The sequence below is a fragment of the Altererythrobacter litoralis genome (genome assembly GCF_036324225.1).
In the GTDB taxonomy this organism is placed as follows: Bacteria; Pseudomonadota; Alphaproteobacteria; order Sphingomonadales; family Sphingomonadaceae; genus Erythrobacter; species Erythrobacter litoralis_A.
The window spans coordinates 154,982-168,221 of the sequence record NZ_JAZDQV010000005.1 but is presented as its reverse complement, the minus strand read 5'-3'; the positions used below and the strand labels follow the sequence as shown (position 1 = coordinate 168,221).

The window sequence follows — 13,240 nt, the reverse complement described above, 5'->3', positions numbered from 1 at the left end:
TTCGCGTCAGTGTCTCGACGGGTCGTTCGCATGGTCGTCGCATTCTTCTTCGGGATGCGGGGTGGTCATGCGCAAGATGACATATCCCAAAATCGCAGAGATGGCCGAACCGCTGAGGATGCCGATTTTCGCTTCGTCGATCAGCAGCTCATTACCGGGGAAGGCAAGGCTACCGATGAACAGCGACATCGTGAAGCCGATCCCGCAAAGCACCGAAACGCCGTAGATCTCGGTCCAGCTGGCGTGGTCCGGCTTCTGGGCGAACCCGGTCTTCACCGCCAGCCAAACGGCCGTGAAAATGCCCAGCTGCTTGCCGACCACCAGGCCGGCCGCAATCGCGTAGGGCAGGGGGTCGAGCAAGGCCTCAAGCCCCAAACCATCGAGCGAGACCCCCGCATTGGCGAAGCCGAACACCGGAACCACCAGATAGGCGCTCCATGGGGCCAGGCCATGCTCCAGCTTTTCGAGCATGGAGTTCCCGTCGCGGCGCTGCATCGGGATCGTCAGAGCGGCGACGACGCCTGCAATGGTCGCATGGATGCCGGTATTGAGTACGCAATACCACAGCACCAACGCCATCAGGATATAGGGCCAAAGGCTGCTGACGCGGGCCCGATTGAGCACCACCATCAGGCCAAACACAACAACCGATGCGAGAAGCCATGCGGTCTTGATCGACGGAGTGTAGAACAGCGCGATCACCAGCACCGCGCCAATGTCGTCCACGATCGCCACGGTCAGCAGGAACAGGCGGAGCGAAGCGGGTACGCGGTTGCCCAGTAGGCCCAGCACACCCATGGCAAAGGCAATATCCGTAGCCGCCGGGATCGCCCAGCCACTGGTATATTGCCCGCCGCCCGACACCAGCATGTAGACGGCGGCGGGAACGAACATGCCGGCCCCGGCCGCCAGCACAGGCAGGCGCCGCTTCATCGGATCGGCCAACTGGCCCGAAATAAGCTCGCGCTTAACTTCCAGCCCGACGACGAAGAAGAAGATCGCCATCAGGCCATCGTTGATCCACAGATGCAGATCATCGAGCTTGGCAATCGGGGTCCATGCCAGGTCGCCGTAGAACAGGTTGCGGTATTCGGCGGCGAGCGGAGAATTGGCGGCCAGCATTGCCGCAGCGGCGACGAGAATCAACAGCACGCCTGCCGAAGCGTCGCTTACAAACAGCGCACGCACAGGGGCGAAAATCGAACGGAGGGGATTTGAATTGGTCATGATGTTCATGGCCTTTTTAGGAATTTCTTCGCCGTTGCAAGGGGAGATCGTTCCGACTAGTCTTGGCATCACAAGGGAAGGGGGTCGCCTTGCCCGTGTTGGCACTGTCTACGTAGCAGCTGCTGGTTTTGTTCCAGCACGAGCTGCTTCTTTTTGCTGGGATTTTCTTCCGGCTCGGCGCGCTCGATGATTTCGGCGTTGATTTGTGCTGGATATGGCTGCGGCTAACCGGCCGGGCCAAGGCTGAGAAAGCCGATAGCGAGAGTCTCGCTTCCGAGCCGCTGGACGGACCCGCAGCGATCTTCATTCCTGCCTGGCTGGAATCTGAAGTGATCGGATATACCATTGCACATGCATTGCGCGCATGGCCGCAGGCTGAGGTGCCGATCTATGTCGGCTGCTACCGCAACGATCCCGAAACGATCCAGGCGGTGATGGCGGCGGCCCCCGGCGATCCCCGCCTCAGGCTGGTGATCCACGACAGGGCGGGGCAAGCACGAAGGCCGATTGCCTCAATCGCCTCTACGGGGCGTTATGTGCCGACGAAGCGCGCTGCGGCAAGATGACGCGGATGGTCGTGTTCCACGATGCGGAAGACATGGTCGATCCGGCCGCGCTACGCCTGCTGGATCGCGCCGTCGCAACATCCGACTTCGTGCAATTGCCGGTGCTGCCGCTCCCTCAGCCGAACAGCCGCTGGATCGGTAGCCACTATTGCGAGGAATTCGCTGAAGCGCATGGCAAGGGGCTGGTCGTGCGCGATGCCCTTGGTGCGGCATTGCCGGCGGCGGGCGTCGGATGCGCCGTTTCACGAACGGCACTCGCTCGCCTTGCCGCAGCGCGTGGCGGCACGAATCCCTTCGAAACGGAATCGCTTACCGAGGATTACGAACTCGGCCTGCGGATCGCCGACCAGGGCGGGCGTTGTCGCTTTGTCCGCGCGCGTCACACCAACGGCGAGTTGGTCGCGACGCGTGCCTATTTCCCGGCGTGGCTCGATCATGTTGTACGGCAGAAGACGCGCTGGATTCACGGGATCGCCTTCCAGGGCTGGGACCGGTAGGGATGGAGCCCGCCTGGGGAAGCAACAAGCTTGGTGGAAAAATGGATGCGGATGCGAGACCGGCGCGGCCCGCTGACGGCGCTGGTGCTGTTCGTCGGCTATTTGCTGCTGGCGATCGCGGCGCTGGTTTGGGTGGCGGCGGCCCTTGGTTTCGGGCAGGCGATAGAGCTGACCCCGGCACTCACGATCCTGCTCGCTGCGAACTTCGCCGCTTTCCTGTGGCGCGGAGCAATGCGCTTTGCCTTCACGACGCGCGAATATGCCGCCGCCGAGGGGCTGCGGGCGGTGCTGCGTTTCCCCATCACCAACATCATCGCGATCATGGCAGGGCGCCGCGCGTTCGTGGCCTATGTCGGGACACTGGCCGGGCAGGCCATCGCGTGGGATAAGACGCAGCATTTCGATCATCCGGCGCGTGGTGTGCCCCAGAAGACGCAACGCGCGGGGAGTGCCACGTGATTGGAAATAAAGGTATTTCAGAGCGTCCGCGGCGCGGCCAGCCGCTGATCATGCTGGCAGTGCGGCTGTCTGTTTGGGTGGGGTCGCGCGTGGTCATGTGGGAATCCCCGCTGCCAGGCGCGATCGAACTGCGCGAGCTTGTGGCGCCAGTCCTTGCCTCTCGCGAAATGCCCTCGGTGGCCGCCGCACCGGATCAGGAACCGAGGGTCAGCACCAATCTCTCGGAAACCTATACTCCGAGTTATGTCCCCAGCGTTGCAGCGCCGCTGGCATGGAATGACCCGGTCGCTCCACCCCTGAGCGCAGCACCGCATGCGTCAGCTGGGCATCAGCTGCTGTGGATGGCAGCCATGTCGTATCTGCCTGTGCCGCAAGCGGTGAACGAGCGTTTAGCCCGGGCCGTCCCGCCGGGTTCCGTCGTTCCTGCATTGCCGAAGCGTAGCCTGCCGGGGGTCGAGCGCTGGTCGCTTGACGGCTGGGCTTTGTGGCGCGCGGGTTCGGGCAGCGGGGCGGTTTCAGAAGGCCGCGCCCCGACATACGGCGCCAGCCAGGCTGGCGCTGTTCTGCGCTATCACCTTTCGCCGAGCAATGCGCGTGATCCGCAGGCCTATGTCCGGGCCTATCGCGCGCTGATTTCAGGAAGTGAAAGCGAACTGGCAGCCGGGCTTTCGGCCCGCCCCTTTTCGCGAGTACCATTGCGCGCCCATGCCGAATTGCGCGTGACCGAATTTGCCGACGGCACAAGGTTGCGGCCGGCGGGCTTCGTCACGACCGAACTCCCGGCTGTGCGCCTGCCTGTTGGCCTGCGCGGCGAAGCCTATGCACAGGCGGGCTATGTTGGTGGCGAAGCGGCAACCCCATTCGCCGACGAGCAATTGCACTTGCTGCGCAGCGTGAGCAGCTTCGACCTGGGCGAAGTGAGTGTCGGCGCGGCGGCCTGGGGCGGAGCGCAAAAGGGTGCGGAACGGATCGACCTCGGGCCGAGCGTGAGGTTCGACCTGTCGATCGGCGAGGCGCCAGCGCGGCTTTCGGTCGACTACCGAGAGCGCGTCGCCGGTGAGGCCGAGCCGCCCTCGGGCCTTGCCGTGACGCTTTCGACACGGTTTTAGGCGATAGCGGGGCTACTGCCGCTTTAATCCGCAACCTCGCTGGGCTAGGCCCACGCTATGGACGTCTACCTCCCCATCGCGAATCTTTCAGTGAACGGTCTTCTGATCGTCGCGTTGGGTGGGCTGACCGGAATTCTCTCGGGCCTGTTCGGCGTGGGCGGCGGCTTCCTCACCACGCCTTTGCTGATCTTCTACGGAATTCCGCCCACGGTTGCGGCGGCTTCGGCTGCGACTCAGGTCACTGGCGCCAGCGTTTCGGGTGTGCTTGCGCACAGCCGCCGCGGCGGGGTCGACTACCGGCTCGGCTCGGTCGCGGTCGGGGGCGGCATATTCGGGGCGATGATCGGGGCGCTGCTGTTCCGCGTTCTGCAGGCGGTGGGGCAGATCGATGTCGTCATCAATGTGCTCTATGTGGTGCTGCTCGGCGCGATCGGTTCGCTGATGCTGCGCGAAGCGCTCAGCGCGCTTCGCCCGCGCGAAGGCGCGACGCAGCAAGTGCGCAAGCGGCGCCACCATCCTTTGGTCGCAGCGCTGCCGATGCGCTGGCGCTTCTATCGCTCGGGGCTCTACATCTCGCCGCTCGCCCCGTTCATCCTCGGCGTGCTGGTGGGTATCCTGACAATGCTGATGGGTGTTGGCGGCGGGTTCATCCTGGTGCCGGCGATGCTCTACATCCTGGGCATGAGCGGGAATGTCGTGGTCGGTACTTCGCTGTTCCAGATCCTTTTCGTGACCATGGCCACCACCATGGTTCATGCCTTGACGACCAAGGCGGTCGATATCGTGCTGGCCGGGTTGCTGCTGCTCGGCTCTGTGCTCGGCGCGCAGTTCGGTACGCAGATCGCGCTCAAGGCGCGACCAGAGATTCTGCGGCTCGTGTTGGCGGCTATCGTGCTCGCCGTTGCGCTGAGGATGCTGTTCGGCCTCGGTGTCCAGCCCGACGAGATCTACACGGTGGCGCCGCTATGAGGGCGCTGTTCCTCATCATCGCGGCGCTGTTCCTGATGGGGCAGCGCGACGCGATCCTCGTGCCCGCCGTTTCGCAAAGCGAGGTGCAGGTGCGCCAGGGTTTCACCGGCACGGAATTACTGCTCTACGGCGCCATTCTCGATCCGCGTGGCCAGCGCGGCGGTTCGAATTACGACATCGTGGTTGTGCTCAAGGGTCCGACTGAACCGATCCGGCTCCGCGAGAAAGAGCGGATTCTCGGCATCTGGATGAATGCCGAAAGCTCCGATTTCCGATCGGCACCCTCGTTTTTCGCGGTCGCGGCCTCGCGCCCGGTCGAAGAAATCGTCGATGAGCGGACCGCCGCGATCTACGAACTGGGAACCGAATTCATCCAGCTGTCCCCGACCGGGCAGATCGAACCGGAGAAGCAGGCGCGGTTTGCATCCGGCCTGGTCGACCTTCGCGAGCGGCAAGGGCTCTACAAGGAAGACATGGGTGGGGTCACAATCAGCGAGCAAGTGCTCTACCAGGCCCGAATCGGGCTGCCTTCGAACGTCGTGACGGGCCAATATACCGCTGAAACCTTTGCCATTTCAGACAATCGCGTGATTGCATCTGCCATTGCCGAGGTCGAAGTGCGCAAGGTCGGTTTCGAGCGGTTCGTCGAGGTGTTTTCGCAGAACTGGTCGCTCTTCTATGGGCTGATCGCCGTCGGTCTTTCGATCGGCATGGGCTGGGTCGCCGGGCGCCTGTTCGCCTTCATCTGATCTTCCAGAAATCGGTATCGTTGACGCGATCTTAACCTCGTGCGGCTAGGCCCACGGGCGAATAATTCCACGCGTCTTGGGGCTTTGCATGACCGATATGGGCAATCAGAATTTCGACTCGTTCAACCCGGCGAACGGCCAGCAACCGCAGGCTGCGCCTGCGCCGCGAGATGTTGCGCAAGCGGCTGCCGCAGCTGGCGCTGCTGCGCCCAAGCCTTCTTCTGCTCCCGACGACAATGCGCGCATGCCGATCGGCGTTGTGCTCGAAATCGCCGGTTCGGGGTCTGAGATCGCGCTCGACATACAGCGGATCAACGAATGCATGGAGGATGATGATCCTTCGATTGCTCTGGCCGGGCAGGTTGGCAGCCAGATCAAGATCCGCGTTGGCGATAGCTGGTTGCTCGCCAGCGTCCGCAACCAGCGCAAGGATCGCCGCGCCAATGGCGGTATCCTCGCCAATATCGACTTCCTGGGTGAAGGCGTCGAGGAGAAGCTGACCGGGCGGTTGCGCGGTTTCCGCCGCGGTGTGACCCGCTACCCGATTCCGGGTGCGATGATCTATCCGGCGACCACGGCCGACCTCAAACAAGTCTATGCCAGCGATGGCCGCGCCAATATCGAAATCGGCACTGTGTTCCCGACGCGCGACATCCGCGCCGGGCTCTACATCGATGCGATGCTGGGCAAGCACTTTGCGCTGCTCGGCTCGACCGGTACCGGTAAGTCGACGAGCGCCGCGCTGATCCTGCACCGCATCTGCCAGGCCGCACCCGACGGCCATATCGTGATGGTCGACCCGCACGGCGAATATTCGGCGGCGTTCCGCCAGACCGGCCTGATCCTCGACGTGTCGAACCTTCAGATGCCCTATTGGCTGATGAACTTCGAAGAGCATTGCGAAGTGCTGCTCACCAGCGCGGGCAACGAGCGGCAGGTCGATGCAGACATCCTTGCAAAGTGCCTGCTGCACGCGCGCCAGAAGAACCGGCTGGCCGAACATCTCGGCAAGATCACGGTGGATTCGCCGATCCCCTATCTCCTGTCGGACCTTTCGAACAAGATTCTCGACGAGATGGGCAAGCTCGACAAGGCGACTTCGTCTGCCCCCTATATGCGGATCAAGAACAAGCTCGACGAGATCAAGGCCGATCCGCGCTACCAGTTCATGTTCTCAGGGATGCTGGTGGGCGACACCATGGCCGAATTCATCGGCAAGGTGTTCCGCATGCCGGGCGACGGCAAGCCAATCTCGATCATCGACGTGTCGGGTGTGCCGTCGGACATTACCAGCACCGTGGTGGCAGTGCTCAGCCGACTGGTGTTCGACTTTGCGATCTGGGGCCGCGACGACAAGACCCGCCCGATCCTGCTGGTCTGCGAAGAGGCGCACCGCTACGTGCCCAACGAGAAGAACGCCGACGGTTCGTCGGTTGGCCGCATTCTCAGCCGCATCGCCAAGGAAGGCCGTAAATACGGCATTTCGCTGGGCCTGATTACGCAGCGCCCGTCCGACCTTGCCGAAGGCGTGCTGTCGCAGTGCGGCACGATCATCTCGATGCGCCTCAACAACGAACGCGACCAGGCCTTCGTGCGCGCCGCCATGCCCGAAGGTGCACGCGGCTTCCTCGATTCGATCCCGGCGCTGCGCAACCGCCAATGCATCGTCTGCGGCGAAGGTGTCGCCATTCCGATCCGCGTCGCCTTCGACAATCTCGAAGAGAACAAGCGCCCGGCTTCGGAAGACCCGAGCTTCGTGCAGCTGTGGAACGAAACCGGCGGCGAGGAAGAGGTCGTCCACCGCGTCGTCCAGCGCTGGCGTTCGCAAGGGTAATTTCCGCGATGGCGGGCTGCAAACGGCAGCCTGCTGCGCTTCCGGTGCTCACGACCCACTTGGTCGCTGCGCGCCGGTTCTCGCAGTCCGCCATTTTCGCCTCGCCCTCCCGAAAATTCCGTCCTGCGAACTCGCCTTCCTCTTGTTTCGTCAGTCCCGCGAACGCGGGAATCCAGAATGGCTAAGTTCCGCGCGTATCGCCGTAGAGATGGATATGCAGTCGGTCGCTCATCCGGAAGCCATGCTCGAGGCATAGCTCAGAGAGCCATGTCTCGCGTTCGCGCAGAGTAGCGCTGTCGGTGCCTTCGGGCATCAGGAAGACATGGCCGGGCCGGAAGCGATAGCGGCGATGCAGCGCCATCACTTCGTCGACGTCTCCAGGGGATGCGATCACGAATTTGAAGAAAGCGCGCGGGTCCGTGGCATAGGCGTCGAGCCGTTCGGGGATCAGCGCCAGCTCCGCGTCATTGCCCGAATGCGCCAGCTTGGGGCTGACGTTGTACTGATCGACACGGATATCGAGCCGCGCGGGTGCAGCCACAGTGCCATTGGTCTCAATCTCGACCGAGATGTCGGGCAGCAGAGCGAGCAGCTCGGCCAGCTTGCCCGCCTGCAGCAGAGGTTCCCCGCCGGTGATGACAAGGCGCGTCTGCCCCAATGCAGCGATCCGCGCAGCGACATCGGCCACTTCCAGCGAGACCTGGTTGGCCTTGCGCTCGAAAATCTCGCCGCTGCGATGCGGCCGGTTGTCGCCCTCGAAATGCCACGTGTAGGCCGTGTCGCACCACACGCAGGCGAGGTTGCAGCGGCTCAAGCGCATGAAAGCAACCGGCATCCCCGCGCTTGGCCCTTCGCCTTGCAGCGAAGCGAAAATCTCCGGTTCGCCGGGGACGGTTGTTGCCAGTGCTAGCGCCATATCCATTCCGTTCGGGCTGAGCCTGTCGAAGCCCTGTGTTTCGCCAGGCCCGACAATAAGGATAAGGACAGCCCTTCGACAAGCTCAGGGCGAACGGATCATTTCCTAACCAAGTCGCGCCAACGCAGCCTGTAGCCGCTCGACTTCGGCGTTGTGATGGGCATGGTCGGCGCGCGCCTTTTCGACCGCTTCGGCCTTGGCGCGTTCGATGAAGGACGGGTTGGACAGCCGCCCTTCGAGCGATTTCGCTTCCTTGGCTGAAGCGTCAAGCGCCTTCTGGAGTCGAGCCTTTTCAGCGTCGATATCGATCACGCCTTCAAGCGGCACGATGAACACGTCGTCGCCTGCGGTCACCTGCATGGCTGGCCCCGGGGGCGCCTCGCCCAGTGTAACCGGCGTCAATCGCGCGAGCCGTTCGATCGCCGCGCTGCTGCGCTCGATCACGCGTTGCGCGACATCGGAAGGGGCTGGGCAAAAGGCCGCGAGCTTCGCGCCCGGGGCAATGCCAAGTTCGTTCTTCGCGCTGCGCACCGCAGTGGTCAGTTCGATCACCCAGTCGATCGCATCGGTCGCTTCCTTGCTCACACTGGCATCGGGTTCCGGCCATTTGGCGAGGATGAGTTCGTACTCACGCTCTCCTTGCGCGTGCCACAGCTCTTCGGTGATGAAGGGCATGAAGGGGTGCAGCATCACCAGGATCTGGTCGAGCGCCCATCCGGCCACAGCGCGGGTTTCCTGCGCGGCGGGGCTGCCTGCCTCGCCCTGGAACACCGGCTTGATCAGTTCGAGATACCAGTCGCAGAACCGGTCCCACACGAAATGGTAGATCGTGTTGGCAGCCGCGTCGAAGCGGAGATCGGCCATGGCGGCTTCGAGCGCTGCGACGGTTTGCGCCACTTCGCCAATGATCCACTGGTTGGCGGCGAGCTTCGCTTCGGGCGCTGCGATGGAAGTGGAAGCGCCGATCCCGTTCGACTGGCAGAAACGCGTCGCGTTCCACAGCTTGGTGGCGAAGTTGCGGTAACCCTCGACCCGCTTCCCATCCATCTTGATGTCGCGGCCCTGGCTTTCCAGCGCCGCCATGAAGAAGCGCAGCGCGTCAGCGCCATACTGGTCGATCAAGCCGAGCGGATCGACCACATTGCCCTTTGATTTGGACATCTTGGCGCCATCCGCCGCGCGCACGAGGCCGTGGAGATAGAGCTTCTCCCACGGGCGCTGGCCCATGTTGTAATAGCCCATCATCATCATGCGGGCGTCCCAGAAGAACAGGATGTCGAAACCGCTGATCAGCAGATTGTTGGGATAATGCTTTTCGAGCAATTCGGTGTTCTCGGGCCAGCCAAGCGTGGCGAATGGCCACAGTGCGGATGAGAACCATGTGTCGAGCACGTCATTGTCGCGAATTAGGTTCACGCCCGCGCCTGCCTGCGTTTGCGCCTCTTCTTCGGTCATGGCGACATAGACCTTGCCGGCCTCGTCATACCAAGCCGGGATGCGGTGGCCCCACCACAGCTGGCGGCTGACGCACCACGGCTGGATGTTCTCCATCCAGTTGAAGAAGGTTTTCTCCCAGCTCTTGGGGACGATCTCGATCTCGCCGGTCTTCACCGCTTCGATCGGCTTCTTCGCCAGTTCGGCGGCGTTGACGTACCACTGGTCGGTCAGCCAGGGCTCGATCACCACTCCGCCGCGGTCGCCGAATGGCGTCGCGATCTGGCGCGGTTCGGCATCGTGTTCGATCCGCTCGCCATCCTTCTCGGCGACATGCGGGATGAGATAGCCATGTTCCTTCAGGCGCTGGACCACCAGTTCGCGCGCGCCGTCTACACCGTCCTTGCGGAAACGGTGGAGGCCGATAAATTCGGCGGGCACCAGCCCGTCCGCCGTCTGGCAGACATTGGCGTCGCCATCGAGCATGTTGAGCATGTCAGCCGGGGCGATCCCCGCACGCTTGCCCACTTCGAAGTCGTTGAAGTCATGCCCCGGCGTGATCTTGACGCAGCCCGAGCCCAGTTCGGGATCGGCGTGCTCGTCAGCCACGATCGGCACATGCCGCCCTGTAATCGGCAGCACCACATATTTGCCGACCACGCTCTTGTAGCGTTCATCGTCGGGGTGCACCGCCACCGCCATGTCCGCCAGCATGGTTTCAGGCCTTGTGGTGGCGACCTCCAGATAGTCGCGCCCGTCGTCGAGCGTTACGCCATCGGCAAGCGGGTATTTGAGATGCCAGAAGCTGCCCGCGATGGTCTGCTGTTCGACCTCAAGGTCCGAAATCGCGGTCTTCAGCTTGGGGTCCCAATTGACCAGCCGCTTGTCGCGATAGATCAACCCGTCATTGTAGAGGTCGACGAATACCTTGAGAACGGCACGCGTGAAGTGCTCGTCCATGGTGAACTGCTCGCGGCTCCAGTCCATCGAGCAGCCCAGTCGGCGCAACTGGCCGGTGATCTTGCCGCCGCTTTCGGCCTTCCACTTCCAGACGAGATCGACGAATTCCTCACGCGAGTAATTGGTGCGCTTGTCCTGCCGTTCCTCAAGCTGGCGTTCGACCACCATCTGCGTGGCGATGCCGGCGTGGTCCATGCCGACCACCCACAGCGCATCCTTGCCGCGCAGCCGCTCATAACGGATCACCACGTCCTGCAGCGTGTTGTCGAGCGCGTGGCCGATATGGAGGCTTCCCGTCACGTTCGGCGGCGGGTTGACGAGCGTAAAAGGCTCGGCGCCGGGCCGTTCGGGCCGGAAACAGCCATTCGCTTCCCAATGGGCATACCACTTCGCTTCGATCGCAGCGGGGTCGAAAGTCTTGGATAATTCGGTACTCATAGGGCACCGCCTTTGCCAATGTTGCGGCTGCGAAGCAACGACAGATGCTACCAGTACCATTGGGCGCTTGTTATGGCTCGATTTTCCCCTCATACCTTGCCGCCATGAGCGGCGGGGCCGAATTTTCAATCGAGCATGACGAGAGCGGCGCGGGGAGGCTGATCCTCACCGGCCCCTATCTGATCTCGACCATCGGCGCGATCGACCAGGATCTCTACACCGTGAGGGACGGAATCGAAGCGATCGACATTGCCGGAGTGACCGAGATCGACACAGTCGGTGCCTGGGTCGCGCTCCAGCTTGCCGAGCGCCATTGCGCCGAGATCATGGGTGCGGACGAGCGCGCGCAGCGATTGCTTGCTGCAGTCGGCACAGCGCACAGCAATGCAGCCTTGGAGCCGCCGCGCCTGCCCGTGTGGGAGCGCGTGCCCGAAGCCACCGGTGCCTTGGTCACAAATGGCTGGCAGGGCTTTGTCGGCGTAGTCGGGTTCCTCGGCCAGGTGCTGATCGCTTGCGGCAGCCTGCTCATTCATCCCAAGCGCTTTCGTGGGACCGCGCTGGTGCGCCAGATGGAACTGGTGGGGGTTTCGGCGCTGCCGATCATCGGGCTGATGAGCTTCCTGATCGGGATCGTGATCGCGCAACAGGGCTCAGTCCAGCTCGAACAGTTTGGCGCTGAAGCGCTCACGGTGAACCTCGTCGGGCGCATTACGCTGCGCGAACTGGGCGTGCTCATGACCGCGATCATGGTTGCGGGCCGCTCGGGCTCGGCTTTCGCAGCGCAGATCGGCACAATGAAGCTGACCGAGGAAATCGACGCCATGCGCACGATCGGCATTTCGCCCGTCGAAGCGCTGGTGGTGCCGCGCATCCTGGCATGCACCTTCATGATGATCCTGCTGGGCTTTTACGCATCGGTGGTCGCGATCGTGGGCGGTGCGGTGGTGGGCGACCTATTATTGGGCATCCCCTTCTGGACCTTCCTCACGCGGATCCAGGAAGTGGTGCCGACGCACGACTTGTGGGTCGGGCTGATCAAGGCGCCGGTGTTCGGCCTGATCGTGGCGCTCGCTGGCTGCTATCACGGGATGCAGGTGCGCGGCAATTCGGAAGAGGTGGGCCTCAGGACCACCATGGCGGTGGTCTCCGCTATCTTCGCGGTGATCGTGCTGGACGCATTTTTCGCGGTGTTCTTCACCGAGGTTGGCTGGGGATGAATTTGCTCGGCCAGCGCGCGCCCGAAGTGCACGAACGCTTCAAGGGCGACCACCCGATTGTGGTCGAAGGGCTCAAGACCCAGTTCGGCACGCATGTCGTGCACGAGAACCTGTCGCTGACGGTCAATCGCGGTGAGATCATCGGTGTCGTGGGCGGATCGGGCACCGGCAAGTCGGTGCTGATGCGCGCGATCATTGGGCTGCAGGCTGCGGCGGCAGGCAGCATCGAAGTGCTGGGCCGCAATATCGCGGGAGCCGACCCCGACGCCTATATGGGTGTGCGAAGCCGCTGGGGCGTGCTGTTCCAGGGTGGCGCTTTGTTCTCGACGCTGACGGTTGGGGAAAATGTCGAGACGCCGCTCAAGCAGTTCTATCCCGATATCGAGGACAGCCTGCGGCGCGACATCGCGCGCTACAAAGTGCTGCTGTCAGGGCTGCGCGACGATGCGGTGAGCAAATATCCCTCAGAACTTTCGGGCGGGATGCGCAAGCGTGCCGGGCTGGCGCGCGCGCTGGCACTTGACCCCGAACTGCTATTCCTTGACGAGCCGACCGCCGGGCTCGACCCAATCGGCGCGGCCAAGTTCGACCGTCTGACCAAGGAATTGCAGGAGACGCTTGGCCTCACCGTGTTCCTGATCACTCACGATCTCGACACGCTCTACGAGATTTGCGACCGCGTGGCGGTAATCGCGGACAAGCAGGTGATTGCAGTCGGCACGATCCCCGAGCTGCTCAAGACCGACCATCCGTGGATCGACGAATATTTCAACGGGCCGCGCGGGCGCGCCGCTCGCGACAGCAAGGTCCGTGCAGACAGCATGGCCAAGTCGATGGACAATGACGGGCCCGGCGGGCCATAGAG

Annotated in this window: 12 protein-coding genes; 9 read left to right on the top strand and 3 right to left on the bottom strand. The window is 63.0% G+C overall.

Annotated elements, in window-relative coordinates; genetic code table 11:
* Positions 1–6: 6 nt before the first annotated feature.
* Positions 7–1,236: a Na+/H+ antiporter NhaA gene (gene nhaA, locus VRS74_RS07040; protein WP_435521383.1), complete on the bottom strand. Its 1,230-nt coding sequence runs from the start codon at positions 1,234–1,236 to the stop codon at positions 7–9.
* A gap of 119 nt (positions 1,237–1,355) precedes the next feature.
* On the opposite strand from nhaA, the gene VRS74_RS12675 reads away from it, so the two are divergent.
* From VRS74_RS12675 to VRS74_RS07010, 7 genes are all read left to right on the top strand, one after another.
* Complete coding sequence (locus VRS74_RS12675) at positions 1,356–1,793, top strand: glycosyltransferase (RefSeq protein ID WP_494337522.1); 438 nt, start codon at positions 1,356–1,358, stop codon at positions 1,791–1,793.
* Entirely contained in the window at positions 1,790–2,290 is a 501-nt protein-coding gene (locus VRS74_RS07035) for a glycosyltransferase family 2 protein (RefSeq protein ID WP_494337521.1), read from the top strand. The genes VRS74_RS12675 and VRS74_RS07035 overlap by 4 nt, the downstream gene beginning before the upstream one ends.
* Before the next feature lie 45 nt (positions 2,291–2,335).
* Positions 2,336–2,749: a glycosyltransferase family protein gene (locus tag VRS74_RS07030; RefSeq protein WP_354144537.1), complete on the top strand. Its 414-nt coding sequence runs from the start codon at positions 2,336–2,338 to the stop codon at positions 2,747–2,749.
* The gene (locus tag VRS74_RS07025) at positions 2,746–3,858 is read left to right on the top strand and encodes a hypothetical protein (RefSeq protein ID WP_354144536.1); all 1,113 of its coding nucleotides are present in this window, start codon (positions 2,746–2,748) and stop codon (positions 3,856–3,858) included. The genes VRS74_RS07030 and VRS74_RS07025 overlap by 4 nt, the downstream gene beginning before the upstream one ends.
* Positions 3,859–3,915: 57 nt before the next feature.
* Positions 3,916–4,827, top strand: coding sequence for a sulfite exporter TauE/SafE family protein (locus VRS74_RS07020; protein WP_354144535.1), 912 nt, complete (start codon positions 3,916–3,918; stop codon positions 4,825–4,827).
* The gene (locus VRS74_RS07015; protein WP_354144534.1) at positions 4,824–5,576 is read left to right on the top strand and encodes a TIGR02186 family protein; all 753 of its coding nucleotides are present in this window, start codon (positions 4,824–4,826) and stop codon (positions 5,574–5,576) included. Before VRS74_RS07020 ends, VRS74_RS07015 begins: the two co-directional genes overlap by 4 nt.
* A gap of 88 nt (positions 5,577–5,664) precedes the next feature.
* Positions 5,665–7,410 (top strand): ATP-binding protein, encoded by a 1,746-nt coding sequence (locus tag VRS74_RS07010; protein WP_354144533.1) that lies wholly within the window; start codon positions 5,665–5,667, stop codon positions 7,408–7,410.
* 181 nt (positions 7,411–7,591) lie between these two features.
* Here VRS74_RS07010 and VRS74_RS07005 read toward each other — a convergent pair whose 3' ends face one another.
* Both VRS74_RS07005 and VRS74_RS07000 read right to left on the bottom strand, forming a co-directional pair.
* Complete coding sequence (locus VRS74_RS07005; RefSeq protein WP_354144532.1) at positions 7,592–8,326, bottom strand: 7-carboxy-7-deazaguanine synthase QueE; 735 nt, start codon at positions 8,324–8,326, stop codon at positions 7,592–7,594.
* A 105-nt stretch (positions 8,327–8,431) separates the two neighbouring features.
* Positions 8,432–11,158 (bottom strand): valine--tRNA ligase, encoded by a 2,727-nt coding sequence (locus VRS74_RS07000; RefSeq protein ID WP_354144531.1) that lies wholly within the window; start codon positions 11,156–11,158, stop codon positions 8,432–8,434.
* A gap of 104 nt (positions 11,159–11,262) precedes the next feature.
* On the opposite strand from VRS74_RS07000, the gene VRS74_RS06995 reads away from it, so the two are divergent.
* Complete coding sequence (locus tag VRS74_RS06995) at positions 11,263–12,375, top strand: MlaE family ABC transporter permease (protein WP_354144576.1); 1,113 nt, start codon at positions 11,263–11,265, stop codon at positions 12,373–12,375.
* Positions 12,372–13,238, top strand: a complete 867-nt coding sequence (locus VRS74_RS06990; protein WP_354144530.1) for an ABC transporter ATP-binding protein — start codon at positions 12,372–12,374, stop codon at positions 13,236–13,238. The genes VRS74_RS06995 and VRS74_RS06990 overlap by 4 nt, the downstream gene beginning before the upstream one ends.
* The last annotated feature ends 2 nt before the right edge of the window (positions 13,239–13,240 follow it).